This is a genomic window from Variovorax endophyticus (assembly GCF_025376855.1).
In the GTDB taxonomy this organism is placed as follows: domain Bacteria; phylum Pseudomonadota; class Gammaproteobacteria; order Burkholderiales; family Burkholderiaceae_C; genus Variovorax.
In genome coordinates this window covers 1-26780 of record NZ_JAHUTH010000026.1, presented here as the reverse complement: position 1 = coordinate 26780, position 26780 = coordinate 1, and the positions used below count along the sequence as shown (strand labels likewise).

Genomic DNA, 26780 nt, shown 5'->3' with positions numbered 1-26780 from the left:
AGTTTGCGTGGCCTGCGGATTCATGCTCGTAGCCGCCCTCGTGGCGTCTACGATATGACGGCTCGCAACTAAGTCACTGCACACCTTTGTGCTGCAGCAAGGATTTCTAAATGAGAGCGTGCCGTAGGTCGGTCAGAGGTTCGCTTGCCAGCCGCGAACTGTCGACCGCCGCGAAGCCGCCAGCGACAGCTCCAGGCTGAGGCACCTTACAAGCCGAGCTTGACCATCGGCAGCTATGGATCCAAAGCTGTAGAGCAACCATAAGACGGTCGCCCAAGACATGAACACGCCTGGAGATATGTGGGCGAATGCGCTCTCTCCGCCTAACAGGGAATCTCCAAGTCGATCCACTTCGCATCTGCTTCCGCTGAGAACCCCTCGGGAGGCTCTTCGGCTTTGTCGCTGCGCACGTACTCGATGCCGTGCTCGTGAAGCGCCCCAAGCAGGTCGGCTAGCGGAATGTTCTTCCGGTAGTTACCCGGCCCTTCCTGAGTGGAAATCATGGCCGGGATGTTGCGGGGCAGGACGCGCTCGACCAGGGTTTTGGCGGTCGCGTTGTGGCTGCCGTGGTGCCCAACCTTGAAAAAAGTGGCGCCTTTCAAGTGCCGCAACGACTTTTCGTTGGCGAGGATCTGCTTCCAAGTACCCCACTCCGCATCGCCCGGCAGCAGCAAGCGCGCCTTGCCGACCTGCAGCACCAGAACCAAGCTGGTGGAGTTCACCATGCCATCCACCTTCTCGGCGGCGAAAACCGGATTGACACCCCGCGCCAGCGCCTCGAGCCGCTCCACGTCTTCAGGGGCCAGTTCGCCGCCTGCGGCACTCTCGTCGACGTGCCAATCCTCGGAGAACGGCGGCGCCACCAGCTCTTGGGTAGCATCCCCGGCGACCAGGCGCAAGGCGCGGTAGGTTTCGTCGTCCGATGACGGATCCAGTTCCTCGATGAGGTCTGGATCGCGCATGGGCCCCAGGACGTGCACTTTCACACCCGGCAGCACCTCTGTGGTGAACGTCTCGGGGCAGTCCGCATCGGGCAGAAACCGCGGGGCGTCGAGGTCACGTCTGGCGAAGCCTTCGTGCAGGCACTCGAGGGCGCGCGCATTCGACCAGCTAGCCGCTGCACCTTCCAATGCCATACCAGGGATGTCAAGGCCAGCGTTCCAAAGGATGAACTCCACATCCTTGAGCTCGTCGTCGGATAGACGCATTGACTTCCGCGCGGCCGCTAGGCTTGTAGCGAACTTGTGCTGGCCTTTCCAGAGCTTGCGTGCCTCGGGGTTCTTGCGGTCTTCCACCCAGGGCATCCAGACTTCGCCCACCTCGACCTGATCCCACTCCGCCGCGTTGAAGGCGTAGATGTGGTCGGCGTGCCGGTGCGTTGCGATGACCACGTCGATCCGTGGGCGGTGGTGGACTTCCCTAACGTCGGAGATCACCTGCTCCACCAGCCCCTTCGCGGTGAACATGCCTTTCCCTGCCGCGTGAAAGCCGGCATCAACCAGGAGGGTCAAGGGGCCCGGCAACGTGAGTAAAAAACAGTCGCCGAAGCCGACGTTGTACATGCGAATGCGCAACGTGTCGCTCATCGCCATCTCCTGCGGTCCATCGCCTGGGCGGAATAGGCCTGCACCAAGCGGTTTGGGGGCCGCTCTTCTAACGACCACCCAGGATCGAGGTCCTCGTCGAATTTCGCCACCCATTTCAGCAGCGACGCCTCGCGGGTGGGGTCGAACGGCTTTCGGATCACATAGCGGATGTGGCCGTCGATATTCGCAATCAGAGTTACGCCGGCACGAAACTTGAGCCCGCCGAGATCATGCCCGCCCCTCGGTAGCTCCTTTTGAGTTTGCACGAAATGGGCGACCATCTCCACAAGCAGCTCACCGCTGACTGCAATTCGGTGCACGGGATGAAAGCCCCGGACTGCCACGCTCAGCTCGGCGTCCAGGCCGAGCCGTTGCCTGGTCGCCAGAGTGTCTGCCCATGCGCCTAGCCGCGACGCGATGTTGCGTAGTAGGTCATCAGGCTCTTCGTCCGGCAGCGCGGAGGGTGTCAGGAAATTGGTGCCTGGGTTTGGATCAAGCTCTTCCGAAATTGTCGAGGTACTTTGAAGAAACGCCTTAAAGGTCAACTTCCGAGGCACGCGACGCTTCCTGACTTTGCTCGAGGACGGCGGCGCGGAGTTCCTCCCCAATTCCCGCGCGCCGAACGTCGCCAGATCCGCGACGATGCCGGCCAGCTCTGTGTCGGGCCCGTCAGGGTTGGGCCGCTCTGACTCCAGCAGCATGGACGGCACCGCCAGCGAACCGACTGCCTGCGGGCGGATGCCACGCAGACGAAACGCCTCAATCATGTCGGCGCGCAGCCCCGAGTCATCTGCGCGATTCAGCTCGAAGTCCGCAGTGACCATGGCGCGCAGGAAATCGCTGAAGGTTGGATCCACAGGCGGGAGGTAGTCTGTGGCCCGAATGCACATAGACAGCACGGCTTGCGCGGTGCGCACGCACTCATTGGCGAGGCGGTTGACCAGGTCGGGTTGCAGTTCGCCATCTGGCAGCCGGCCGCTGCCTCCAGACGCAATGCGGAGAAGGTCGCGAATGCGGCGCTTATAGGTCGCCGCAAAGCCTTCAAAAACTGCCGAAACCAGGACCCATCCCAGTGCGTGCGCTTCGGTGGTGTGCGCGAAGAGCGCCGGATCGGGCTTGCCCGCGATGCGGCGTAGTGGGCCACCCTTGCCGCTGGCCGAACCAAACTGAGCGCCGATGTCGAGCAATCGGCTTTTCGGGTCGAGTACATCGCCCCGGGTATCCCGCAGCGCTGGAGCTACCACCTCGGGGAATGTCATGCGTTGGAATAGGGCCACGATGTCGGCGAAAGCTTCGTGCAGCGCCGGCACCTGGGCGCTGGTGGGCTCGTTGTAGTGGCCCTGCAGGCGGCTAAGCGCAGCGTGCGCCACCTCATGCGCCACGATGTCATGCGAAAGGCAGGTGAAAATGAACTGCCCTGGAAGGTTGTCACCTGGGTCGTCGTCGTCGGCCGTGAAATAGCCGAACAGGACGGCATTGAGCTCGTCGTCGAAGTAGGCATTCCTCGCCTGAAACGCGTGCGGCATGAGCCGCAGCCGGTCTCCCCCGCGAAACCGCAGGCGCCGACCCAGCGCTCTATCGAAGTTTTCCAATACCTTCGAAGCGACGGCATAGACCATCTGTTGGTGGAACTGTGGATCGTGCTCCAGCGGCTCTAGGCCATGCGTCATCGCGATCTTGTCGTCCCCCAAGTCGATCGGCTGGTAATACTTGCGGGCCGCCGCGTCGTAGTCAACAACTTCCAGCCGGTCGTCACTGAAAGACCGTGATGTCAGCTTGATGGGCCGGTACGGCACCTCGATCGTCACTCGGTGGTCGCCGGCCCGCGCGAGCATTGGGTCGAACGCGAAGATGCGAAGCGGTCGCCGCTCTGGCGTGGTGTCGAAAGGTGATTTGCGCATTCCTTCCTCCGTTTAATCTTCTCGACGCCGCGTGCCACTGGTTCAGGCGCCTCTCTCCAGCAAATAGAAGACTAGCGGGGGGACCGAGCGCTGGCAAGTCGCTCGCAAACCTTCAACAACGTCTGACCACCTCCAAGGACCGCTTCTGGCTGAGACCTGACCTCGAAGCGGCTCTCTGACTGGGCGCAAGCGCCACTCTGCTGTCGTTCAGACTCGGGGAGGAGCGGCGGCCACCGGCGGACAGTAACAGTTGATGGCTAAGCAGGGGCCCACCCTCCTCCGGATCAACTAATGTTCAGTTGTTCGTTTGCGACACAAACCCATGTTCAATGGCGCGGCCAACCATAGATCCGCTGCGCAGCCCTCCGGCTACTTTCTGAAAAACTCACAAAGTAAAGCTAAAGCTTACAGCCCGGACTCTCGCGATCGACCGTTCGAATCAACGCGGTCCATGCGATTCCTGGGCCGAGCCCACGAGACACTCAGTCCAATGCCCAGGCCTGTTTTTGCAGAGCAGATCGAGGCCGACTTTGGCTTCTGGAAAGAGGCATTTAATCGTCTTCGTGACCAGTCCCGTCTGAAGCAGACTTGGTCGACAAAATTCAGCGCGCCAAAAAAATCTAATTTTGTCCAAGACATGATGCGACGAGGAAGTGCACAACTCACAAAAATGAGGCGACCTTTTCTAGTGGTAAAGACGCAAATACGGATCCATTTTTACGCGTAGAAGCTCTTGCTGCTTAAACAACTGGTGCTTAGAATTTCTTCGCTCGCTAGCGAGGCGCCGCCACTCGGGGCCACGGCCCGCCAAATCAGACATTTCATCCGTGATGCGACTTACCGTCGAAATTGCAGCGCCCAAATCTTTTCCCAGATAGTCGAACATTTCATCGCTAAAAAGCCATCGCGCTTCTTCTACAATAGATAAATATTGTAAGACATCGTCAGCGCTTATCGCTGAGTCGCGGATTGCACGATCAACATGACTTTTAATTGCGAGATAGACGCGGTAGCGCTTCTCAAATAAATCGAGTTTCAGTTTGTTTCGCGCGGTTTGCCAAGATCGCCACGAAAATGTCACACCAAACACTCCTGCTATCAGTGCGACGAGTGGTGATCCAAAAGCCGAAACGTGAGCTAAAGCCTCAGAAGTCATAAAAAATTTCCTTTTTTATTGACTCGCCAGCCAGCATGCCCGCTGGATCAGAAAAAGAAAGATGCCCCTGTAGCGATTCAGAAAGTCGATCATATACTTCGAAAAGAATCGGCCGCAAATTTGAATGGAGATTTCATTTGGTGTATTGCGATTTTTTGGGTTTAGGAAGTTTAATAAAAGGTAACGAGGAGATAGTATGAGTAGTACAGTTGAAATTGTAAAAATGGCCACCACCGCCCTCGCCGACGCGGATGGTTTTAACAAAGTTTGGGGCGTCCTGATTGGTGCTGGCGTCACAGTTGCCGTGGCGGCACTCACGACCCTAGTTACTACGGTCATGCAACTCGTTAGCGCGAATCGCCAGCGAAGGCACGAGTTACAGATGGCTGCCGAGGAATCAGCGGACGCTGCGCGTCAGGAAGCCGAGCGCCTTGCACTGGCGGACATCACATCGCAACGACGAGCCAATGCCAATGTTGCAAAAATGCGCCAGGTCTGGATCAACGACCTTCGGAGGGACACAGCATGCTATTTGGCACTATGGCAGGAAATTGCGTTTCGCTGGGCTGCCATGATCAGTCCTGCTGACGCGCGAGCCATTGATTCAGTCACGTTGGATTCGTTAAATGCTCCCATCGCGGAAATGCGTAAAGAAGCGTTCGAATTGCGTTTGCGCATTGAAATGCGCTTTAACCCTAACGAGGTGGCGCATCAAGAGCTTCGGCAGTTGATGATTGAACTTGAAACGCTAGTCAGCTGTTTTCACCGGGACAAGAGTGAATTGCCTGCTCTCGAAATTTTAAAAAAGGTCGAAGCTGCAATTCACAAGTCCGTGAACAAGCAGCAAGAAATTTTGAAATCCGAATGGAATGTTGTGAAATCGGAGTTGGGGTTAAAGTTTTCGACCCGCGCAAGCTGAGGATAGGTGTCGCTTTTGCAGGGATTGAATTATTATTGATCGCAGGTTACGTTCTGTCCAGCTGGTGCGGAACGACGCGCCTCTGTCGTCGACGCGCCATTGAACTTCCGCCAACTCGCACGAGCGGTCGCCCGAGAGGCGCTTCCGCCGTGCCTATCGCGCACGGAAAAATGCGAAAACGGCCTGAACTGGCCAGTTGGGGACATCGGGGCTATCTTTGAAGAATCGCAGAGTTGCCGAGGGCGACGTCTACACAGTCCCGCCCGGCAACGGCCTTGCAATGGTTTGCAGAGTCCCGTTTTTGCTCGACCTACTTCAAGGACTTGGTGCAACTAACCGTGTTTGGGAAGCTCGACCCGGAAGAACTGCCCCTGGAGCAAATGCGCAGGACTGCCCATTTTGCAAATCTTCCCCGGTCATGACTGCGCAACCTCGACGGGATGGATTTTGCGCTCCTCCACGCCGGCAACGTTAGAGGACGAACGCATGCCGAAGCGGAGCGTGACCGGCGAAGTGTGGATTGGTGCTACCCCGGTGGGGGCGCGTAGGCAAGCCGGACGAGGCGCCTCCCAAGATGCTGGTGTACAACTGCGCACTTTTGAGGAGGACACTGATTCGTACTGTGGCCTAAGGTCCGCTGTGGAGTCCGACTACTGGCGGCTAAGTGCCCCTTCGCGACAGCTGTGCGACCAACTACAGTCGGCCAGAAGCAGACAAGCCGTTTATGAAAGCCGCTCTACGAGATGTCGCGCGTCACCCCGGCGAAGATCCGCGTACCAAACTGAGACGTCTGCATTACTCGCGTGAGCGGGCCGGTAAAGACCGTACTTGTGATAGATGTCGCCACCTCCGGCTAGGCAGGTTGGGCCGTAGTACTCGATCTCGTTGCCGCCATCGACCCACACCCTGATGAAGCCTTCGGTCGACGACCAGCGCGCTTGAATGAGCAAGTCGTGCCACTTGCCTCTGAAGGCTCCATCGGCGATCAGTGTGCGCTCGGGAATTTTCCGTCCCAGGCGGTGGTAATGGGTCGGCAAGATTCGCATTCGGAATGCATTGCGCCCTCTCATCTTGCCGAACATCACCGGAGGATCATGCGTGCCCCTGCTTCCGGGCTCCTGATGAAACTGAGCAAGTGTGGTGTCGCCGGATACAGCCCGACTTAGGTCGGCCTCGACGACACAATCCGGAAAGGTATCGGCGACGCGGAAAGACCAGCTGTACCAGTGCGTCTCGCCCTCCTTCTGCTTTGGCCCAACTTCGATCTTCTCAGCGCGCTCTCGAGTTTCATCCTTGAAATCGACATCACCTGATCTGAGGCTGAACTTCTCGGACGCGAAGTCGCCTGCCCCATGGCGTCGAATTGAAGCATCAAGCGAATAGTTCCAGCTATTGCTCGGACAATGGTCGCCCTGGTACTGATGAATCCAGCCTAGTTTCGTGGTCATAAAAGATATAGGAAGCGCGTTCGGAGTCCTAGCCCGTAAAGATCGATGGCGTCCCACAACGGCCGGGGGCATCCGATCCCCCTCTTGTAGAGAGGGAGGCTGCGATATCAAGAATGCACTCGCCAGTACGTGAATCCTGGATGCCTACGTCTACAAGCCTTCAGGCAAGCAGTAGATTGCGCCATCTCGCGAACACAATTTCGAACTTTACTATCTGGAGAACACTTTTATGCGAAAAAACCCGCTCAGATTGTGTTCTCAGGCAGAGCTTCGATTCTTTGTAAATCAAGTACTTACAGGGGATTTCTAAGGAACACTTTTTTGAGCATCGACGCCTCGATTTACCAGTTCTCGGGGATTGGCTCTCGAGGCGGAGCTCCCTAGGATCGCCCGTTTTCCCGACCCTGCCCCGCGATCGCCATGTCGTGCCACCGGACTCATCGTTTCATGCAACAGCACACGCTCGCGGCCATCCCCGCCCCTGTTTCGTCAACCCGCAGCACCGGCTCGCTTCGGGCCGTCGCACGCCGCAGCTGCGCACTGCTGGTGCTGCTGCTGGCCGCTTGTGGCGGCGGTGGAGGCAGCGGTGGCGGCGCGTTCGCACTGCCGCCCGTCGGCCCCGCGACGACGCCGACGGAGCCCTCCGCGCCGACGGAGCCTTCGGTGCCGACGGAGCCTTCCGTGCCGGAGCCGCCCCCGCCGCTCACCATCGGGGGAACGGTCACCGGATTGAAGGGCCACGGGCTCGTGCTGGCGAACAACGACGACACGCTGGCGGTGTCGGCCGATGGTGCCTTCACCTTTTCCACCGCGCTGGCGCAAGGCGCGACCTACGCGGTGAGCGTGCGGTCCCAGCCCGGCGGACCTTCCCAGGTCTGCACGGTCAACGGCGGCACGGGCACCGTGGCCGATACGGCGGTCACCGGGGTGAAGGTGCTGTGCGCCACGCAGTCGTACGCGGTGGGCGGCACGGTCGGCGGACTGGCCGGCACGGGCCTGGTGCTGCAGAACAATGCGGGGGACGATCTGCCCGTCGCGGCCAACGGCAGCTTCGTGTTTCCGGTCGCGGTGGCCAGCGGCGCCGCCTATGCGGTGACCGTGAAGACGCAGCCCGGCGGACCGACCCAGCTGTGCTCGGTGGCGCAGGGCAGCGGCACCATCGACGCGGACGACGTGGCTTCGGTGCAGGTGGTCTGCGCCACCCGCACCCGTGCGGTGAACGTCACGGTGAGCGGTCTCGACGGACAGGGCCTGGTGCTGCAGAACAATTCGGGCGACGACCTGGCCGTCGGCGCCAATGGCAAGCGCCAGTTCGCGACCTCCGTCGCCGAAGGGAGCACGTATGCCGTGACGGTGAAATCCCAGCCGCGCATGTACACCCAGTTCTGCACCGTCGACCGGGGCAATGGCACGGTCGCCGCGGCGGACATCGACGATGTGAGCGTGGCCTGCGCCACTCCCGCGACGCGCAGCGTCTACGTGTCCTCCTTGCTCGGCTCCAGCATTCCCATGCTCATGCGCTATAGCGCCGCCGACCTGACGGCACAGGCATCGACCATCGCGCCCGCCACCTTCGTGTCGTTCGCGGCCGATCCGAAGGGGCGTCTCGTGTTCGGCGGGAGCGACAGCGGTCGGGTGTATGCCATCCGGCAAGGCGATGGCATCGATACGATGAGCTCCGCAACCTTGGGCGCCCGCGGAGCTGTCGCGGTGGGCATGCATCCCAGCGGCGACTATCTCTATGTCGTCGCGAACGGCGACGGCCTGCTGAGCACGTATGCCGTGCCCCCGGCCACGCCCGCGGCACCGGGCGTTCTTCAGCAGAAATTCCTCTCGGGCGCCAGCGGTACCTCCCCGCTGCCGCTGCCGCTGGCGGTGGATCCGCTGGGGCGCTTCGTGTTCGTCGGCACCAGCGGCCAGGGCATCCAGACGCTGCCGATCCGCGCGGATGGCACGCTGGATGACCCGGTCCGGCAAGCAACAACAGACGTGGTATCGGTCGTGGTCCACCCTTCCGGCGCCTACCTCTATGCCATCGGCACGGATGGCATGTTGCGGACCTACTCGATCCATGCGTCGACCGGCGCCCTCACGCAGACGGCCCTGACGGTGGCCGGCCTGGGAGTGGATGGGTCGACCTCCCTGGCCATCGACGGCAGGGGCCGCATGCTCAGCCTGGTCGATACGGCCAACCAGTTGCAATACACGCGGGCGATCACCGACATGGCCACCGGCGCACTGGGGACGCCCTTCCCGATCCACGGCCTGATCAATCCTGTGGCCACCGCCTTCGACCCTTCGAGCGACGGCGTGAACTTTCTCGTGGGGTCCCTCAACCTCTACCGCCGCACCATCGACCCCGCCACGGCCAGCTACGCGAACACGCTGACCACGCAGGTCGGGCCCGCGATCAGGGCGATGGTGCTGCTCAATCGCTGAGAGGCCCGCGGACGTTCGTGCGGCAGGCGTCGAGCGGGTTCGCGCGCGCCTCCAGCTTGCGCGCCCGGCTCGACCGAACGGGTCGGCGACCTGGCGCTTCTCCGAGAATGCCCGGCTGCTGACGCTGCGCGTGCGTCAGCGCGGAGAGTCCTTCGGCCGTGACTTCGAGAACGACCGCGCGTGCGATCACGAGCTCGCCGGTGCGCTCCCTGCGCGGCGGGTCGAAGCGTGCCTTCACGAGGCCGGCAGCCTCCAGCGAGAGGAGCTGTTCGATCTCGTCGGGGGAGGTCGATTCGGCGGGCAGGCGCCGCTGCCAGAAGGACGCCAGCAGCCTCATGCTGTCCAGCACGCGAAGCTGCCGCTCGTTGAGGATCTTTCGACGCATCGCTACCGTCTCCTGGCTGAAGTCGAACATTGGCGCCCCGAAACGACTTTATGGAACGAGGAACATGCCCTGCTCGTAGGCGCTTTTCCGATCACGCCGCCATCCATGTGCCTTGCAGGGGGCCGTGCGAATCGGCGCGCCACGACGTGAGAGCGTCCAGCCAGGCCAGCCCAGCCCAGGTTCAGGGCAAGCTTCGACGGATCGCCGGTGCCCGCATCAGCGCACGGAGAGATCCCCGGCGCTCGACGTGAGGAAGTCCAGGAATGCCCGCAGTGCCGCGCTCTTGTGATTGCGATGCGCGTAGGTCGCATACAGCCAGATCGTCGGGGGCATCGCATCTTTCAGCACGGGCACCAATGCACCCGAGCCCAGGTGCGCGCGCGCCAGCACCTCGGGCACGCAGGTGACGCCGAGCCCTTTCACCGCCAGTGCGATCAGCGGTGCGGCATCGTCCGCATCGAGGCGGCTGCGCACGGGCACGTGGTGCGTCTTGCCATCGATCAGGAAGGGCAGCCGGGGCGAAGCGTCCCACAGCGAGAAGGTCAGCAGTTCGTGCCGGGCCAGGTCCTCGGGCTTCGACGGCATGCCCTTGCGCGCCCAGTATTGCGGCGATGCGCAGAGCACCAGCGGCACGGGCCGAAGCTTGCGCACCACGACGTCCCTGGCCTCGATGGGCCCGATGCGCAAGGCGACATCGATGCCTCCCATCACCAGGTCGTCGTCGCGATTGCTCAGGTGGATGCTCACGTGCACGTCGGGGTGGTCGGTGATGAAGTCCTCGATCTGCCAGCCCAGCAGGCTCAGCGACAGGCCGTGCGGTGCCGCGACCCTCAGGCGTCCGCGCGGATGCGCCGCGAAGTCCGACAGTTCCGTGCTCAGCTCCTGGAGCAGGCCGAACAGAGGCGCCAGCCGCCGCGCGAGCGTCTGCCCGGCGTCGGTCGGCGTGACCGAACGCGTCGAGCGGTTCAGCAGCCGCACGCCCACGCCCTTCTCGAGCTGGGCCACGATCTTGGTGACGCTGGCCTTGGAAATTCCCAATGCGATGCCCGCGCGCGTGAAGCTCTTGCGGGCGACGACTTCGGCGAAGACCCTGAGCTGCTGCAAGTCTTCCATGGCCTATGGCGCCACGCCGGCGAGCAGGTCCCGCCCCTGGCCTTCCCAGCCGCCGCCGAGCGCCATGAACACGGCGAACTGGTCGTCCGCGAGCCGGGCTTCCGATGCCGCGAGGGCCGCCTCGCTGGCCGCCAGCGTGCGCATGGCATCGAGCGCATCGAGTTGCGCGGTCTTGCCGCTGACGTAGAGCGTGCGCGCCTGTGCCGCCACGACGGCGCTCTGGTCGCGGGCGGCCGCGAGGGCGGCGTGCCGCTCCAGTTCGCGCGCGTAGGATTCGAGGGCGCTCTCGACCTCGCGCAGCGCCGTGAGCACGGTGGCATCGAAGCGCGCGGCGGCCTGCCGCGTGGCGGCTTCGGCCTGCGCGATGCGCGCGCGGGCCACGCCGTTGGTGGGCAGCGTCCAGCTGACCAGCGGCCCCAGGCTGTAGCTGAACGACTCGCGGTTGCCGAACCGGTCCATGAAGCCGGCCGAGCTGGCCGACAGGCCGAGCACGACCTTGGGATAGAGCTCGGCCGTCGCCACGCCGATGCGGGCGGTGGCGGCCGCGAGGCTGCGCTCGGCCTGTCGCACGTCGGGCCGGCGACGCAACAGGCTTGCACCATCGCCCACGGGCAACGGACCCGCCACGCGCGGCGGGCTGTCGCATGCGGCCACCTGGGCCGGGAAGTCGCGCGGGGCCGCGCCGGTCAGCGTGGCCAGCCGGTACAGCGCGTTCTGGCGCTGCGCCCGCAGCGGCGGCAGCGAGGCGCGCAGCAGTTCGAGCTGGCCGCGTGCGCGCGCGGTGTCGATGGCCCCTACCCTGCCGCCCTGCTGCAGCCGTTGCGCGAGCTGCACGGCCTCTTCCTGCAGCCGCACCGATTCGCGGGCGCTGCGCAGACGCAAGCCGGTGGCGCAGGCCTCGGCATAGGCCCGGGCCGTGCCGCCGGCGACGTTGACGCGCACCAGGTCGACGGCCGCCCGCGCCGCGCCGCTGCCGGCTTCGGCCGCCTCGATGGCGCGGCGCAACTGGCCGAACAGGTCGAGCTGGTAGGACAGGTTCGCGCCCACGCCATAGGTGAAGCGGCTCGGCGGCTCGTAGTCCTTCTGCACGAGCGTGAGCCCCGAGACATGGCCGAAGCCGGGGCCGCCGTTCAGGGCCAGCGTCGGCCGCTGCGGCCCGCGCATCTCGGCTTCGAGCGCCTGGTCGCGCTCGAGGCTGGCCATGGCCTGCCGCAGGTCGGCGTTGTGCGCCAGGGCCCGGGCGACCAGTGCCTCGAGTTGCGGGTCCTCGTAGAGATGCCACCAGTTCGGCGGCAGCGCTGCGTCCGCCGCATTGCCGCCGGCCGACAGGAACGGCCCCGCGGAGGCCGCCTGCGCGGGCGAGAGCGCGGCCGGCGCGACATAGTCGGGGCCGACGGGCGAATGGGCACAGCCGGCCAGCAGCGCGCCCGCCGCGACGGTGGCCAGGTGTCGGTGAAGGCGGGTCATCCTCGTGGCTCCGCACGGCGCGCGGCGGCGGCCGTCTCCGGCGCCGCTGGGGCCCCGAGCACCTGCACCGTGACCGTCTGGCCCGTGACCAGCCGCGTGCCCGCCGGCAGCGCGTCCAGCTTCACGCGCACGGGCACGCGCTGCGCGAGCCGCACCCAGTTGAAGGTCGGGTTCACGCTGGGAAGCAGGTTGGCGCCGGTGCTGCGATCGCGATCGGCGATGCCGGCCGCGATGCTCTCCACGCTGCCTTCGAGCGCGCCGGCGTCCATGGGCGTCACGCGCACCCGGTCGCCCAGGTGGATGCGCGGCAGCTTGTTCTCCTCGAAATAGCCTTCGACGTAGACCGACCCCGCGTCCACCAGCGCCATCACCGGATGGCCGGCGCTCGCGTAGGCGCCCTGCCGCAGGTCGAGGTTGGTCACGAGGCCGTCGGCGGGCGCATGCACCTGCGTGCGGCGCAGGTTCAGCCGCGCGGTGTCCAGCGCGACCTGCGCCTGGCGCAGCGCCACCTCGGCCGCGCGCAGGGTGCCGTTCGCCTGGTCCAGCCGCAGGCGCGACTGCTCGCGAAGCTCCCGCGAGACCAGCTCGGCCAGGCCCGCGTTGCGGTCGTTCTCGCGCCGTGCCTGCGCGATGAGGATGCGCTGGTTGTCGAGCGCGACGGCCTGCGCGGCGACGGCCGCTTCGGCCTGCTGCACGGCCAGTTCGAAGCGGGCCTTGTCCAGCGAGAACAGCGGCGCGCCGGCGGCGACGAACTGGTTGTCGCGCACCGCGACCTCGGTCACCAGGCCGGACACGTCGGGCGCGACCTGCACGACCTCGGCGCGCACGCGCCCGTTGCGGGTCCAGGGGGCGAGTTCGTAGTGGTCCCACAGTTGCCAGGCGGAGCCGCAGGCGGCGGCGACGACCGCCAGGGTGAGGAGCGCGCGGGCGCCCGGTCGGGCCCATGCGGGAAAGGACATGGCGTCAGGTCTCATGAAAAGGCAATGGAATGCGAAGCGCGGAAATCAGGTGGCGAAGGCGCCGGTGAAACGGGCCAGGGCATGAAGCAGCAGCACGTACACCGCCAGGTCGAACAGGGCCGGGTGCCACACCCAGCGGTAGACGCCGGCCAGCGCCAGCAGGCGGCGCAGCGCCCAGGAACACGCCAGCGCGCCGCCGGCCAGCAGCATCAGGCCTGGCAGGTACACGCCGTGGAAACTCGTTTCGATCATGGGTGGAGCGTGCCGTCGGCCGCTGGAAAGAGGTTGCGTCGAAGGCCCACGAGGGCCGCGATGGCGCGCGGCGCGGCGCCGCCGTGCAGCGCGTCGAGCAGCAGGCGGTCGATCTGCGGCAGCAGCGGTTCATCGCGCCGCGGCGCTCCCGCGGCCCGGGCGCGAAAGACCCGGGCCGAGTCCGCGAGCAGGCGGCCGAGGGCTCCGGCGGGGAGGCAGCGGCGCCACTGTTGCAGGGTCGCGATGTCGGCACCCGTGCGCAGCTCGCGCAGCGCCAGCCGCGCGTGGGCCCGGGCTTCCTCGCCCGCGCCCGGTGCCGTGCGCGGTGCGAGCAGCGCGATACGGTCCAGCATCCGGCCCGCATAGGCGTCGCGCGCGGATGCGCCCCGCGGGCGAGCCGCGAGCTCGGCCAGGTCGAGCGAGGTCGCGCGCCGTAGGCGCCGGGCGCTCCAGTCGCTGCCCACGCTGCGCACCAGTGCGGTGACACGCGCCGCGGCCACCCCGCCCAGGATCAGCGCGAGGTTCGAGTTGAGCAGGCTCGGCAGGTCCGCGCTGGCGGTGTCCTGCAAGGCGAGCGTGCCGGCCACGCCGAAGAACAGGCCCAGTGCCGCGAGCGAACTGGCGGGCCGCGCGATGTAGCAGCCGACCAGCAGGAAGAACGGCGCGATGCACAGCGCCAGCATGCCGAAGTCGCGCGCCAGCGGCATCACCACCAGCACGCAGAACACCGACACCGGCAAGGACCACAGCAAGGCGACGACGAACTTGTGCATGGCGGGCACCGGATCGTCCATCGTCGCGAAGAAGCTGCTGAAGACGGCCGCCGACATCGCCGCGGCCGACCCCGAGGGCCATGCCGTGGCGATCCAGGCCGCGCAGCATGCGCAGGTGGCCAGCACGGCCGTCGCCGCCGAGCGCAGTGCCAGGCCCCGGTCCCGATGCAGCACCTTCTGGCCGAGTGCCGCGCTGCGCCGCGGCGGCATCGCGCCGCCGGCGAGGCCGGCGTCGATGTCGGCGCGCAGCCCGACGCAGGCCCGCCACTCGAACACCAGTTCCTCGAGCCGCACGGCGAGGTCGATGCGCAGCGCGCGGATCCAGGGCGACGCCGCCGGCCCATCCGCCAGGGCCTGGAACGCGGCGCGTGCTTCGTCCATGGACGCGGCCGGCTGCCCCGCTCCCGGCGGCGCCATCGAGCCCGCGTGCCGCTCGAGCGCCGAGACGATGTCTTCCGGCACCTCGCCCTCGGCGGCCTTCAACGCCTCGAGCCGGTCCTCGATCGCCGACAGCGTGGGCGCGAGCGCCGAGAGGCGGTCCTGCATGGCGCGAATGGCGCCCGCGGTCCAGCGCAGGTTGCCGGTGTCGAAGGGCACATGGGTCGACAGCAGGCGCAGCTGCGTGATGTCCAGCGCGAGCCGCTGGCGGTCCGCGGCCATGCGCATGCCGTCAGCGTGCCCGTCGCCGAGCAGGTCGTTCATCCAGCGGCGCGCGTCGCCGAGCGCGCGGTCCATCAGGGCCAGCAGCGACGGCGCCAGGCTGGCCGGCAGCACGAGACCGTGGACCAGGCTGGCGCACAGGATGCCGAGTCCGATCTCCTGCACCCGCGCCACGGCCGTGTCGAACATGGCCGCGGGCGCTTCCACCAGCGGGAAGCCGATGAGCGTGGCCGAGTAGCCCGCGAGCAGGAAGACATAGGAGCGCGCGCTGCGGTCCAGCAGCGAGAGGTAGAGGCATAGCCCGGTCCACAGCGCGAGCGCCAGGGTCAGCAGCTCGGGCGCGGCCGACAGCGCGGGGACCAGCACCACGGTGGCCGCGCAGCCGAGCACGGTCCCCACGAAGCGATGGAGCGCCTTGGAGCGCACCTGGCCCGCGAGCGGATGCGCCACGATGTACGCGGTCATGAAGGCCCAGAAGGGCCGCGGCAGGCCGGCGCGGCAGGCCAGGTAGAGCGCGAGCATGGCGCCTGCGAAGCTCTTGAGGGAGAAGAGCATCTCCTGGCGAGAGAAGCGGATCCGTTGCATGCGTCGATGCTAGGCAGCGCCGTGCGTGTCGGAAATTGCAATCCCGGCCGAACGATTTCTCTTTTCGGCCATGGCGCGGGCGGCGTCCCTTCCGTGCGGAGCCCGCGGCCGGCGGGCGAGAATGGCCGGCTCGCAGCAACGCTCATGGAGACCATGCAACGCCTCGAGGTCGTCCCCGAAGGCCTGGACTACCCGCTCACCGTGCCCGTCATGGCGCTTCGCGTGGACGTCGAGGCGCGTGCGCGCGAGATCCCGGTCCATCAGCACCAGATGGGGCAGCTCGTCATCGCGCTGCGCGGTGCCGTGTCGTGCGAGGTGCCGGGCGCGCTGTGGATGGTGCCGCCGCAGGCGGGCGTATGGATTCCGGGCGGCACGCCGCACAGCAACCACGGCACGGCGAACGCGCTGATCTTCTACCTGTTCGTCGCGCCGGGCGCGGGCGCATTGCCGACCAGGTGCTGCACCCTGGCCATCAGCACCATGCTGAGCGAGATGATCCAGCACCTGGCCGGCCTGGCGCCGACCTACGAGCCCGGCAGCGCCACGGACCGGTTCGCGCATGTGGTGCTCGACCAGCTCGGCGCGATGCCGAACGAGGACTTCTCGCTGCCGATGCCGCAGGATGCGCGGTTGCGCAGGATCTCGCGCGCCATCTCGCTCGACCCTTCGGACCGCCGGACCCTGCAGGACTGGGCCGCCGAGACCGGCACCAGCGAGCGCACCCTGACCCGGCTGTGCACGGCGCAGACCGGCCTGAGCTTCGGCCGCTGGCGGCGCCAGCTGCACATGATCGTGGCGCTGCGCGAGCTGTCGGGTGGCGCGACCGTGCAGCAGGTGGCCTATGGCCTGGGGTACGAGTCGCCGTCCGCCTTCATCACGATGTTCAAGAAGGCCTTCGGCAAACCGCCGGCCACCTACATCGCCGAGCGGTTCAAGGTGGGCCCTTGATCCGCGCGCCCTGCCCCGGCAGGCAGAATGCGGCAGGAGCGAGACAACCCACCCATGCAATCGACCGGAACCCTGCGCGGCATCGCCGCGATGCTGCTGGCCTGCGCCTTCTTTGCCTGCATGGACGCGCTGCTCAAGACCCTGGCCGGCCACTATCCGCCCGCGCAGGTGATGGCGCTGCGCGGCCTGACGGCCCTGCCGCTGGTGTGCCTCTACGTCGCCTGGCGCCGCGAGGCCGCCGGCGTCTTCAACCGCCGGCTGCGCTGGCGCCTGCATCTGCTGCGCGCCGTGCTGAACATGGCGATGCTCATGCTCTTCGTCCATGGCCTCAAGACCCTGGGCCTGGCCGAGGCCTACACGCTGACCTTCATCGCGCCGCTGCTGATGGTGCTGATCGCCGTGCCGATGCTGGGTGAGTCGATCCACGCGCGGCACTGGGTCGCCATCGGGCTGGGCTTCGCGGGCGTGGTGATCGCGCTGCGGCCCGAGCAGGGCGCCTTCCTCTCGATGGGCGCGATCGCGATCCTGGTGGCCGCGGTCTGCTATGCGCTGTCGAACATGCTGGGCCGGCTCATCAGCCGCACCGAACCGAGTGCCGCGCTGGTGTTCTGGACCACCGTCGGCATGGCCCTGGGCGGCAGCCTGCTGGCGGCGCCGCAATGGGTGCCGATCCGCGCCGAGCACGCATGGATGCTCGCGGGCCTGGCCCTCAGCGGCTTCCTGGGGCAGCTGGCCATCGCCGAGGCGTTCCGCCACGGCCAGGCCGCCGCCATCGCGCCCTTCGAGTACAGCGCCCTGGCCTGGGCCCTGCTGCTCGACTGGCTGTTCTGGCAGGCCGTGCCCGACGCCTGGACGCTGGGCGGCGGCGCGCTGATCGTCGCGAGCGGCCTCTGGCTGGCGCGCAGCGAGGCGTCGAGGTCGGCCCGGAACAAGCAGCGGCCGGCCGCCCCCGTGACGCGCTCGTCCTCATGAGCGCGCCGGCAGCGCGGCGCCCGAAGCCGCCTGCGCGCGGTGGCCGGCGATCCGGCGCCCGGCCATGTGCGAGCTGAAGATCGCCAGCATGAAGACACCCACGCTCAGCAGGCTCAAGCAGTGGGCGCCGAGCAGATGGATGCCCACGGCGCCGAGGATGCCGGCCGTCGTGACGCCGAGGTAGGTCGCCGCGGTGTTCAGGCCCAGCAGCACCGGCGCGATGGCCGGCGCGACGTTGACGAGCCGGTACTGTTGCGGCCCCTGGATGCCCCAGCCCGTCGCACCCCAGATGGCGACCGCCACCACGGCGGGCCATAGCGAAGCGCTGGTCCAGGGCAGGAAGGCCATGTCCACCGCCTGCGCCACGAGCACCACGAACATGACCGTCGTCGGAGAAGTCCGGTCCAGCACGCGCGCCAGCGCGATGTTGGTGAGCGTTCCGCTCGCGCCCCAGACCACCAGCAGCGCGCCGAACACGAGGGAGTTGACCAGCACGCGATCGAACACCACCGAGAAATAGACGTAGACCAGGAAATTGCCTGCCATGCCCAGGTAGGTGGTGAGCAGGGTCCAGCCGATGCGCGAGTCCTTCAGCGGCGCCAGGCGTGCCACGAGGCCGATCCTCGGCGCCAGCGGCACCTGCTCGAGCAGTACCAGGATGCCCAGGCCCGCCGCCAGCCCCACTGCCGCGACGAAGTACATCGTCCAGCGCCAGTCGCCGAGCCCGCCGAGCACCGTGCCGATCGGCGAGCCCAGCGCCGTGGCCGCCGTCAGGCCCGCGACGATCACGGCGATCGCCTGGCCGCGGCGGTTCGGCTCCACGATGCTCGCGCCCGTCCCGGTCGCGGTCGGCGAGTACATGGCCGCGCCCAGCCCGGCGAACACGCGCGAGGCCAGCGCGAGCGCGAAGGTGGGCGCGAGCGCGGTGGCGAGGTTCGCGAGCACGAAGATGCCCAGGCCCGCCAGCATCAGCCGTTTGCGCGGCACGTTGCCCGCGATGGCGGCAATGGTCGGCGCCAGCAGCGCGTAGGAGATCGCATAGAGCGTCGTCAACTGGCCGGCCACGGCGATGTCGACGTCGAAGGCGTGCGCCAGTTGCGGCAGGATGCCGGCCACCACGAAGGTGTCGGTGCCGAGCGCGAACATGCCGAGCGCCAGCACGAGCAATCGCTTGTCCATGGCTTTTCCTTCAGCGCGCCGCGGCGAAGAGTTGCTGCATCTCTGCGAACGGCTTCGCGCCGGCCGAGAGCGGATCCGAATGGCCGGTCTCGAGGAAGCTCCTGGCGGCGCGCTCGGCCTGTCCCCAGATCCATTGCGGTATGGCCGAGCCCGCGCTGAGGCGCCGTACGCCGAGCCTGGACAGCTCGGCCGCCGCGGGCAGGCCGCCCCAGGCCATCAGGTTCAGCGGCAGCCGCGTGGCGAGGGCGACGTCCTCGATTTCGGTCGGCTCGCGCAGGCCCGGCACGAACAGGCCGTCGGCGCCGGCTTGCGCATACAGCCCCGCGCGCCGGATCGCTTCCTCCACCCGCTGCGAGGGCTCCGCGAGCCCGGCGAGGATCACGTCGGTGCGCGCGTTCACGAACAGGTCGGTGTTCGTGCGGTGCAGGAATGCCTTGATCGCCTCGATCTTGGCCGCCAGGGTCTCCGGCGCGTCGCGCCCGTCCTCGATGTTGATGCCGGTCACCCCGAGGTCGAGCAGCCGCCGCACGAACTCGACGACGGCCTTCGGGTCGTCCGAATAACCGTTCTCGATGTCGACCGACAGCGGCACCGTGAGCACCCGCGCGATGCGGGCGACCGCGCCCACGGCTTCGTCGACCGGCAGTTCCCGGCCATCCGCGCAGCCCAGCGACCAGGCGAGGCCCGCGCTGGTGGTGGCGATGGCCGCGGCGCCGGCGCTCTCGAAGAGCCGTGCCGAGACCGCGTCCCAGGCGTTGGGCAGCACCAGCGGCGTGGCCGCGCGGTGAAGCTGGCGGAAATGCGCGGCCGTGTTCTTCGGCTTGTCGCGGTTCGGATGGGTCATTGCGTGCTCCTGGAGTGGGCCCCTCGCGGGGTGACAGGGGCTCATCTTCGCGATAAACTGCGATGGCGTTAAGGTCAGGTTTCCGTCTTTTTGCGCCATCAAGGAGCTCTCGAATGATTCGTGTCGGCGTGGCGATCTATCCCGGTTTCCAGCTGCTCACTTTGGCGGTCGTCTCGGTGTTCGAGTACGCCAACATGTCGCTGGACGCGCCGCTGTACAGCCACACCCTGCTCTCCGAGCATGGCGGGCCCGTCAGGTCCTCGTGCGGCGTGGAAGTCGGCACGGTGCCGTTCGGCAACGCGCGCTACGACACCGTGCTGGTGGTCGGCGATACGGTCGTGACCGAGGGCTCCCCTGCCCTGCTGGGCTTCCTGCGCAAGTCTGCCCGCCGCGCGAGGCGCCTGGGCGCGGCCTGCACCGGCGCCTTCAATCTCGCGCAGGCCGGGCTGCTCGACGGCAAGCGCGCGACCACCCACTGGGCGCACGTCGTCAAGATGCGGCGCGACCATCCCGAGGTGCTGCTCGAGGAGGACAGCATCTTCGTGCACGACGATGGTGTCTGGACCTCGGCCGGCGCGACCGCCTGCATCGACCTCGGGCTGGCGCTCGTCGAGCAGGACTGCGGCGCCGATGTCGCCAAGCTCGTGGCGAAGCGCATGGTGGTGTATCACCGCCGCACCGGCGGCCAGTCGCAGCATTCCGCGCTGCTCGAGCTGCGCCCGCGCACCGATCGCATCCAGAAGGCGCTCACCTATGCCAAGAGCCATCTGACGAACGAGCTCTCGCTCGAGGAACTCGCCGAGGCCGCGAACCTCAGCCCGCGCCAGTTCGGCCGCGTGTTCAGGGAGGAGACCGGACAGACGCCCGCCAAGGCGATCGAGCGGCTGCGGACCGAGACGGCGCGGCTGATGATCGAGTCGCAGCTGCTGCCGATCGAGACCGTGGCGCGCGACACCGGCTTCGGCGATCCCGACCGCATGCGCCGGGCCTTCCTGCGGGCCTATGGGCAGCCGCCGCAGGTGATCCGCCGGGCCAATCGGTCGGAGGCGCGGCGTGCTTGAGGCCGGCGGCCGGCATGCGCTTCAATCGAAGGTCCGCGCCACGAAGGACGACTTGTTCGTGATCGACCAACGCCCCTCCACCTCGTGCATCACGAAGTGATCGTTGAACAGCTTCTGGCCGATCCGCACCTTCACGGTGGCCGTCGAAAGGCTGTCCGAGATGTGCGTCATCGACAGGATCGCCTCCTCGCGAGGTGCGTCCATCGAGCGGGGGCTCGGCCTGCCATGGATGAGCGCCGCATACTCCGGCGCCGACAGGGTCTGCAACTGGCCGTCCTGGAGCCACTGGACGAGGCAGGACGGATGAAAGACCTGGTGGAAGTCGCGGCTCTTCGGCTCGTGGGCGAGGTTGAAATAGTCGTCGATCAGGGCGGCGACGGCGTGGGTCTGGGTCATTGCTAACTCTCTGCGAGGGATGGAAGCTTCGTATGGTGAAAGCTCCTCCCTCGCCCGGCTACGGCGAATCGGGCATCGCTGCCATTACAGGAAGACATGGATCATGGAAGACCTCGATGGAGGACTCGTCGGCGGCTTGCTGGTGCTGGCCGCGGTCGCCGAATGCAGGAGCTTCAGCGGCGCCGCATCGCGCCTGGGCCGGACGCAGCCCGCGGTGAGCCGCGCCATCCAGCGGCTGGAAGACCGGCTGCGCGCGAAGCTCGTGCATCGCACCAGCCGGCAGGTCGAGGTGACGGATGCGGGGCATGCGCTGCTGGCGAAGGTGCTGCCCCTGCTTCAAGGCATCGAAGAGGCGACGGTCGGCGCGTCGGACCAGACTTCGGTCGTCAACGGAACGCTGCGCGTGGCCTGCGATGCGGTGTTCGCCCGCCTCGTGCTGGCACCGGAACTGGCCGAGTTCCTCAAGCGCCATCCCGCGCTCCGGTTGAAGCTGGAGACGCGCAATGATCTCCCGGACCTGGTCGGCGACGGATTCGACCTCGCCATCCGGTTCGGAGCGCCATCGGTGTCGACGCTGGTCTGCCGCAGGCTCTACAGCCCGCGGATCCTGACCGTGGCCGCGCCCGCCTACCTCGAGCAACGCGGCCGGCCGCGGTCGCCGCAGGACCTGGTCGACGGCGGCCACGAATGCATCCATGCCATCGACCCATCCACCGGCCGGCTCTTCGACTGGGAGTTCTGGCGCGGCGACGAGAAGCTGAAGGTGGCCGTGCGCGGCAGCCTGACGGTCACCGATGCGGGCACCAAGATCGGCGCCTGCCTCGCGGGCTACGGCATTGCGCAGGTGATCGACCTCGGCATCGAGACGCACCTGCGCGCGGGCACGCTGGTGCCGGTGCTGACGGACTGGCCCGACGAGACCTTTCCGCTCTACGTCTACTACCCGGGCCGGGAACACGTGCCGGCCAAGGTCAGGGCGTTCATCGACTTCGTCGTGCGCATGATGCCGGGGGCGCAATCCGGAGAGCACGCGCGCTCGGCCTGATTTGAACGCATGTCCGCCATCTCCTGGTCGAAGCCGAATCCTTGCCCCCCTGCTTCGGGTTCTCGGCCTCGCACCGTGCGGCAGGCGTAGGCGCGTTTCCGTTTCCCGCGACGTCCATGCGCCCTGCGCCGTTCCTGGAGCCGTCGGCGCGCCACGACGAGTTGGCGCGGCGGGCACCTACATGCCGGTCCGGGTCGGCGCGTCACCGTGAGCTCTCGATCAGCCGACCAACCCAACCAGGAGCCACACCATGTCCACCGCATCCATCACCAGCGACGAAGTCCTGTCGATCCTCAACGACCTGCTCGAGAACTCCCGCGATGGCGAGTACGGCTTTCGCGCTTGCGCCGACGAGGTGGAGGACGCCCGGATCAAGCAGGTCTTCGCGAACCGCTCGGCCCAGTGCGCCGCGGCCGCCGCCGAACTGGCGACGCTGATCCGCTCGCTCGGCGGCGAAGCCGACAAGGGCGGCAGCGTCAGCGGCGCGCTGCACCGCGGCTGGGTCCATGTGAAGGGCACGCTGGGTGCGGACAGCGCCTTGTCGATGCTCGAGGAGTGCGAACGCGGCGAGGACTCGGCCGTTGCGCGCTACCGCAAGGCGCTGAAGAACGACCTGCCCGCCGAAGTGCTCGCCGTCGTGCAGCGGCAGGCCGATGGCGCCCAGCGCAACCACGACCAGATCCGCGACCTGCGCGACCAGTACAAGGCCAGGAAGGGCTGAGCATGACCACGCGCAAACCCATGTCGCCCGTGAACATCGAGCAGAACCGCGAGGTCGGCATCGACACGCCGCTGGACGGCAGCCGCATGGGCCGCGAGGCCGACAAGCCCTCGGGCGACCCGGGCGAGCGCGGGCACGATGCGCCGGCGCCCGATGCCGAGCGCGCGAGGCGGCCCGCGGACACCGGGCGCAACGGCGAGAAGGCCTAGACATTCCACAGGAGGTCCCATGGCAGACGATCCCAAGAAGACCACGCTCGATCGCAAGCTCATCGCGCTGCACGAACCCCACGAAGTCCGGTCATGGACCGAGAGCCTGGGCTGCACCGAGACGCAACTGCGCGACGCGGTGAAAGCCGTCGGCAATTCGGCCGAAGAGGTGCGCCAGTACCTGGCCGAGAAACTGAAATGAGCCGGCTTCGGCGAATCGCCGTATTCGTCGAGGAAGTCGGGGCGGGAAACTACCACTGGGTGCTGCACGAGCAAGGCGGCGACGCCAGCGAATGGATCGAGTTGTCCGCCAGCCCGATGGCCTACGACCTGTGGCTCGACGCCTTCGAGGACGGATGCGCCGAACTCGTGCGGATGGTGCCCGACGAGCGCGCCGGGCCTCGCGCCGCCGGCGAGGACGAGGATGCGCCGCCAGTCGGCTAGCGTGCGCATCGGGACGCACGGGACCGACCGCTAGAATCGTCCGCAACACGAACCACATGACGCGTCGGCTCTCGGCGCCGGTGTCATGGAAGATGTTCAGGGAGAAAGGCACCGCCGCCACCAACCGATCGGGACACGCATTCAATTGACGCGAGGAAGCGACGCCGAGATCGTCTTGCATGCATTGTTCCTTCGCGGGCTCGACGGCGACGCCGGGGCCTATGGCGATTTCCTCCATCGGATGGCCAGCCATCTGCGCGCCTTCATCGGCAGGCGGCTGTCGGGCTGGCCGGACGACGTCGAGGACCTGGTGCAGGAATGCCTGCTCGCGATCCACAACCAGCGGCACACGTTCCAGCGGGCGGAGCCCGTCACGGCCTGGGCCGCTGCCATCGCGCGCTACAAGCTGGTCGATCTGCTGCGCGCGAAGTCGGGACGGGAAATGCGCCATGTCGCCATCGACGACGTCGAGATCTTCGCGGCCTCGCAGACCGAGGCACACGAGGCGAAACGCGACGTGCTGGAGTTGCTGGAGACGCTGCCGGAGCGCTACCGCCTGCCGATCCTGCACGTGAAGCTCGAGGGACTGTCCGTCGCCGAAACCGCGCAACGCCTCGGCATTTCCGAATCGGCCGTGAAGGTCAACACGCATCGGGGGCTCAAGATGCTTGCCGACAGGATCAGGGAGAACGGCTCATGAAAACCGCCGACTTCGTCGTGCTGCTGGCCACCGGCGAGCCGCCCGTGCGGCCCCATGCCACGACACGCAGGCTGGCCATGGCCCTGGCGGCCGGACTCGCGGTGTCGTTCGCGATCGTGGGCCTGGGCTATCGCTTCAGGCCGGACCTGGCGCAGGCCGTGTTCTGGCCGATGTTCTGGATCAAGCTGGCGGTGCTGCTGACCATCGGCGCGGCCGGCCTGCTGCTGACGCATCGTCTCGCGCGCCCCGGCGCGAAACCGGGGGCCGCGTGGCTCGGGCTCGCGCTGCCGCTCGCCGCGATCTGGTTGCTGGCCCTCGTGTCGCTCGTGCAGGCGCCGCCGCAAGCGCGCCTGCCGCTGGTCCTCGGCGAGACCTGGCGCAGCTGCATCTTCAACATCCTGCTGGTCTCGGCGCCCCTGCTCGCCGCGGGCCTGAGCGCGCTGCGCACCCTGGCGCCCACGCGGCCCGCGATGGCCGGCGCCGCCGTCGGCGCGCTGGCGGGAGGCCTGGGCGCTTCCGTCTATGCCCTGCACTGCCCCGAGCTCGCCGCGCCGTTCCTCGCCATCTGGTACGTCGCCGGCGTGGCCGCGACCGTCGGCGTCGGCGCGCTGCTGGGGCCGCGGCTGCTGCGCTGGTAGACGCCGCGAGGGCGCCGGCCGCGGCGGATGCGTGTAAGTACCGTGCCGGCGCGCGCGCGGATGCGGCGAACATCCGCGGGAACCCGGCCTCACCTGGAGACCCCCTGAGCTTCCAACACCCGCCATTGAATTTCGACGCGCGCGTCTACGGCCCGCAGCGCATCGCCGCCGTCGTCGCCACGCTGGCCGAGGATGGCGTGGCGCCGGCACTGACGCTCGCGGACAGCGGCATCGACGAGGACGCCCTGCGCGCGTCGGCCACGCGCGTGTCCTACGGGCAGGTGGTGGCCGTGTTCCGCAATGCCGTGCGGCTCGCGACCGATCCCGCGACCGCGTTGCGCGCCGGCGCGCGCATGCACATCACCTCCTACGGCATGTACGGCTACGGACTGCTGAGCAGTCCCACGCGCGCGGCCCTCGTCGAGTTCTCGCTGAAGTACAACCGGGTGATGGGGCCGGTGGCCGGCGCGGTCGCCTACGAGCGCGATGGCGACGTTGCCAACTACACCTTCGAGGTGATGCTCTCCACCGACCCCGAGGATGCGCTGTACCGCTTCGCGCTGGAGTTCGCCCTCGCCGCGCACCTGCGCCTGGGGCGCGATCTTCTCGGGCCCGACTTCATGCTGTGGGGCCTGCGGGCGCGCTATGCCGAGCCGCCGCACGTGGCGCTGTACCGCGACCTGTTCGACGGGCCGCTGCGCTTCGGCGAGGACAGCGACCGGCTGCAGGTCGCGGCGCCCTGGATCGACCGCTCGTCGCGACTGCCCGACGCGGTCACGCACGCGATGGTCACGCAGATGTGCCAGCAGGTGCTGGCCGAACTTCCGCAGGGCGATGGCACGGGCGCGCTGATCCGGCGCACGCTGATCGAGCAGATGCCGTGGCGCTTTCCCACCATCGATTCGATGGCGCGGCAGCTGGCGATGCATCCGCGCGCGCTGCGGCGCAGGCTCGAGGCCGAAGGCACCTCCTACCGCGACCTCCTCGCGGCCGTGCGCAGGGGGCTGGCCATCGAGTACCTGCGCAAGACCCGCATGACCACCGAGGACATCGCGAGCCGCCTGGGCTACAGCGATGCGGCCAACTTCCGCCATGCCTTCGTCCGCTGGACCGGCAGCAGCCCGACCAGCTTCCGCCCGCGCTGAGCCTCTCGCGCCGGGCGCCGCGGTGGCCCGAAGTCACCCCTGCCGCTGTCCATTCGCACCTTTTGTCGCCGCGGCGCGGTCTCTAAGCTCGACGCGTCCGCGCGCACCGTTGCGCGCGCCACGCAGCGAACGGAGACGGCATGGGCTTGGCGAGACTGAAGGATCCGCGGGGATGGGGCGCGTCGGTCGCGGATGGTGCGCGGGACCCGGAATGGCGGCTGGCCGAGCGGCCCGGCGAGCGCGATCTCTTCGTGCGCGGGCTCGGCGGCGACGCGTCCGCCTACCGCGAATTCCTTCGAGGCACGGCCCATGCGCTGCGCGGCTTCATCGGCAGGCATGCGGGATCCGACCCCGACGAGGTGGAGGCGCTGGTGCAGGAATGCCTGCTGGCGATCCATGCCCGGCGCCACACCTGGCAGGACGGCCAGCCCGTTGCGCCGTGGGTCGAGGCCATCGCGCGCTACAAGATCAGGACAGGTCGACCGGCGGCCGCCGAAGCCGGTCCAGATAGGCCGTGATCCCGAAGATGGCGTCGATCCAGGCCTCGGTCGCGCTGTCGTGCACCGTCTGGTCGGTGAGGACCGGCACGAAGGCCAGCAGGTCGTCGGGCGTGTCCACCGCGCGCAGCAGCGAGTAGTGCCACCGCCCCGGTTCGAGTTCGTTCACCGTGATTGCCATGTTGTCCATGTCGTCCTCGCTGCAAGAAGCGGCGCGGCGGACTCCATGCACGCCTGGCGCCTCGATGGGCCGATCGCTCAATCGATCTTGACCTGGAACAGCACCGTGCCCGTGCCACCCGGCGCGACCGAGCCCGCGAAGGTCCATCCGATGGGCC

General features: G+C 67.3%; 28 protein-coding genes. 14 read left to right on the top strand and 14 right to left on the bottom strand.

The features are described from left to right. Positions 1-323 precede the first annotated feature (323 nt). From KV106_RS28650 to KV106_RS28640, 3 genes are all read right to left on the bottom strand, one after another. Positions 324-1586 carry a ComEC/Rec2 family competence protein gene (locus tag KV106_RS28650; RefSeq protein WP_261214132.1) on the bottom strand — a complete coding sequence of 421 codons (1263 nt, stop codon included), beginning with the start codon at positions 1584-1586 and terminating at the stop codon, positions 324-326. After that, positions 1583-3487 carry a gluzincin family metallopeptidase gene (locus tag KV106_RS28645; RefSeq protein WP_261214129.1) on the bottom strand — a complete coding sequence of 635 codons (1905 nt, stop codon included), beginning with the start codon at positions 3485-3487 and terminating at the stop codon, positions 1583-1585. Before KV106_RS28645 ends, KV106_RS28650 begins: the two co-directional genes overlap by 4 nt. A gap of 685 nt (positions 3488-4172) precedes the next feature. Next, positions 4173-4643, bottom strand: coding sequence for a hypothetical protein (locus KV106_RS28640; protein ID WP_261214128.1), 471 nt, complete (start codon positions 4641-4643; stop codon positions 4173-4175). 223 nt (positions 4644-4866) lie between these two features. On the opposite strand from KV106_RS28640, the gene KV106_RS28635 reads away from it, so the two are divergent. After that, positions 4867-5562, top strand: a complete 696-nt coding sequence (locus tag KV106_RS28635) for a hypothetical protein (RefSeq protein WP_261214126.1) — start codon at positions 4867-4869, stop codon at positions 5560-5562. Positions 5563-6284: 722 nt separating this feature from the next. On the opposite strand, the gene KV106_RS28630 is transcribed toward KV106_RS28635, so the two are convergent. Continuing rightward, the gene (locus tag KV106_RS28630; RefSeq protein WP_261214124.1) at positions 6285-7010 is read right to left on the bottom strand and encodes a polysaccharide lyase; all 726 of its coding nucleotides are present in this window, start codon (positions 7008-7010) and stop codon (positions 6285-6287) included. A 447-nt stretch (positions 7011-7457) separates the two neighbouring features. Here KV106_RS28630 and KV106_RS28625 point away from each other — a divergent pair, with 447 nt between their 5' ends. Beyond that, positions 7458-9449, top strand: a complete 1992-nt coding sequence (locus tag KV106_RS28625) for a lactonase family protein (protein ID WP_261214122.1) — start codon at positions 7458-7460, stop codon at positions 9447-9449. Here KV106_RS28625 and KV106_RS28620 read toward each other — a convergent pair. The 6 genes from KV106_RS28620 to KV106_RS28595 all read right to left on the bottom strand — a co-directional run bounded on the left by KV106_RS28620 (position 9439) and on the right by KV106_RS28595 (position 15643). Then, positions 9439-9834 (bottom strand): hypothetical protein, encoded by a 396-nt coding sequence (locus KV106_RS28620; protein ID WP_261214120.1) that lies wholly within the window; start codon positions 9832-9834, stop codon positions 9439-9441. The two genes, KV106_RS28625 and KV106_RS28620, sit on opposite strands and share 11 nt — an antisense overlap. A gap of 216 nt (positions 9835-10050) precedes the next feature. Further along, entirely contained in the window at positions 10051-10947 is an 897-nt protein-coding gene (locus KV106_RS28615) for a LysR family transcriptional regulator (RefSeq protein WP_057594638.1), read from the bottom strand. 3 nt (positions 10948-10950) lie between these two features. Further along, positions 10951-12414: an efflux transporter outer membrane subunit gene (locus KV106_RS28610; RefSeq protein ID WP_261214118.1), complete on the bottom strand. Its 1464-nt coding sequence runs from the start codon at positions 12412-12414 to the stop codon at positions 10951-10953. Further along, positions 12411-13373 (bottom strand): efflux RND transporter periplasmic adaptor subunit, encoded by a 963-nt coding sequence (locus KV106_RS28605; RefSeq protein WP_261214116.1) that lies wholly within the window; start codon positions 13371-13373, stop codon positions 12411-12413. Before KV106_RS28605 ends, KV106_RS28610 begins: the two co-directional genes overlap by 4 nt. Positions 13374-13418: 45 nt before the next feature. Beyond that, positions 13419-13625 carry a DUF1656 domain-containing protein gene (locus KV106_RS28600; RefSeq protein WP_057594640.1) on the bottom strand — a complete coding sequence of 69 codons (207 nt, stop codon included), beginning with the start codon at positions 13623-13625 and terminating at the stop codon, positions 13419-13421. Further along, positions 13622-15643: an FUSC family protein gene (locus tag KV106_RS28595; protein ID WP_261214114.1), complete on the bottom strand. Its 2022-nt coding sequence runs from the start codon at positions 15641-15643 to the stop codon at positions 13622-13624. The genes KV106_RS28600 and KV106_RS28595 overlap by 4 nt, the downstream gene beginning before the upstream one ends. Positions 15644-15787: 144 nt before the next feature. Here KV106_RS28595 and KV106_RS28590 point away from each other — a divergent pair, with 144 nt between their 5' ends. Together KV106_RS28590 and KV106_RS28585 are read left to right on the top strand one after the other, a co-directional pair. Next, on the top strand, positions 15788-16591 hold the full coding sequence (locus KV106_RS28590) for an AraC family transcriptional regulator (protein WP_261214112.1): 804 nt from the start codon (positions 15788-15790) through the stop codon (positions 16589-16591). 54 nt (positions 16592-16645) lie between these two features. After that, the gene (locus tag KV106_RS28585; RefSeq protein WP_057594642.1) at positions 16646-17563 is read left to right on the top strand and encodes a DMT family transporter; all 918 of its coding nucleotides are present in this window, start codon (positions 16646-16648) and stop codon (positions 17561-17563) included. Here KV106_RS28585 and KV106_RS28580 read toward each other — a convergent pair. Together KV106_RS28580 and KV106_RS28575 are read right to left on the bottom strand one after the other, a co-directional pair. Then, the gene (locus tag KV106_RS28580; protein ID WP_261214110.1) at positions 17558-18742 is read right to left on the bottom strand and encodes an MFS transporter; all 1185 of its coding nucleotides are present in this window, start codon (positions 18740-18742) and stop codon (positions 17558-17560) included. The two genes, KV106_RS28585 and KV106_RS28580, sit on opposite strands and share 6 nt — an antisense overlap. 10 nt (positions 18743-18752) lie before the next feature. Next, positions 18753-19586: an isocitrate lyase/PEP mutase family protein gene (locus tag KV106_RS28575; RefSeq protein ID WP_261214108.1), complete on the bottom strand. Its 834-nt coding sequence runs from the start codon at positions 19584-19586 to the stop codon at positions 18753-18755. Positions 19587-19699: 113 nt separating this feature from the next. Here KV106_RS28575 and KV106_RS28570 point away from each other — a divergent pair, with 113 nt between their 5' ends. Further along, positions 19700-20647 (top strand): GlxA family transcriptional regulator, encoded by a 948-nt coding sequence (locus KV106_RS28570; RefSeq protein ID WP_261214105.1) that lies wholly within the window; start codon positions 19700-19702, stop codon positions 20645-20647. A gap of 21 nt (positions 20648-20668) precedes the next feature. Here the strand turns inward: KV106_RS28570 and KV106_RS28565 are convergent, their stop codons facing one another. Beyond that, entirely contained in the window at positions 20669-21043 is a 375-nt protein-coding gene (locus KV106_RS28565) for a nuclear transport factor 2 family protein (protein WP_057593005.1), read from the bottom strand. A 103-nt stretch (positions 21044-21146) separates the two neighbouring features. Here KV106_RS28565 and KV106_RS28560 point away from each other — a divergent pair, with 103 nt between their 5' ends. The 9 genes from KV106_RS28560 (at position 21147) to KV106_RS28520 (ending at position 26463) form a co-directional block, all read left to right on the top strand. Beyond that, positions 21147-22088 carry a LysR family transcriptional regulator gene (locus tag KV106_RS28560; protein ID WP_057593007.1) on the top strand — a complete coding sequence of 314 codons (942 nt, stop codon included), beginning with the start codon at positions 21147-21149 and terminating at the stop codon, positions 22086-22088. Positions 22089-22338: 250 nt separating this feature from the next. Continuing rightward, positions 22339-22809, top strand: a complete 471-nt coding sequence (locus KV106_RS28555; RefSeq protein ID WP_057593008.1) for a PA2169 family four-helix-bundle protein — start codon at positions 22339-22341, stop codon at positions 22807-22809. A 2-nt stretch (positions 22810-22811) separates the two neighbouring features. Next, on the top strand, positions 22812-23018 hold the full coding sequence (locus KV106_RS28550; protein WP_057593009.1) for a hypothetical protein: 207 nt from the start codon (positions 22812-22814) through the stop codon (positions 23016-23018). Between the two features lie 19 nt (positions 23019-23037). Beyond that, positions 23038-23220 carry a DUF3606 domain-containing protein gene (locus tag KV106_RS28545; protein WP_261214101.1) on the top strand — a complete coding sequence of 61 codons (183 nt, stop codon included), beginning with the start codon at positions 23038-23040 and terminating at the stop codon, positions 23218-23220. After that, positions 23217-23462: a hypothetical protein gene (locus KV106_RS28540; RefSeq protein ID WP_261214099.1), complete on the top strand. Its 246-nt coding sequence runs from the start codon at positions 23217-23219 to the stop codon at positions 23460-23462. Before KV106_RS28545 ends, KV106_RS28540 begins: the two co-directional genes overlap by 4 nt. Positions 23463-23547: 85 nt before the next feature. Next, positions 23548-24162, top strand: coding sequence for a sigma-70 family RNA polymerase sigma factor (locus KV106_RS28535; RefSeq protein ID WP_082321795.1), 615 nt, complete (start codon positions 23548-23550; stop codon positions 24160-24162). Continuing rightward, positions 24159-24800: a DUF1109 domain-containing protein gene (locus KV106_RS28530; RefSeq protein WP_057593014.1), complete on the top strand. Its 642-nt coding sequence runs from the start codon at positions 24159-24161 to the stop codon at positions 24798-24800. Before KV106_RS28535 ends, KV106_RS28530 begins: the two co-directional genes overlap by 4 nt. A gap of 125 nt (positions 24801-24925) precedes the next feature. Further along, on the top strand, positions 24926-25945 hold the full coding sequence (locus tag KV106_RS28525) for an AraC family transcriptional regulator (protein WP_261214095.1): 1020 nt from the start codon (positions 24926-24928) through the stop codon (positions 25943-25945). A gap of 140 nt (positions 25946-26085) precedes the next feature. After that, positions 26086-26463 (top strand): hypothetical protein, encoded by a 378-nt coding sequence (locus KV106_RS28520; RefSeq protein WP_261214093.1) that lies wholly within the window; start codon positions 26086-26088, stop codon positions 26461-26463. On the opposite strand, the gene KV106_RS28515 is transcribed toward KV106_RS28520, so the two are convergent. Then, complete coding sequence (locus KV106_RS28515; RefSeq protein WP_261214091.1) at positions 26414-26632, bottom strand: hypothetical protein; 219 nt, start codon at positions 26630-26632, stop codon at positions 26414-26416. The two genes, KV106_RS28520 and KV106_RS28515, sit on opposite strands and share 50 nt — an antisense overlap. Positions 26633-26780: the final 148 nt, after the last annotated feature.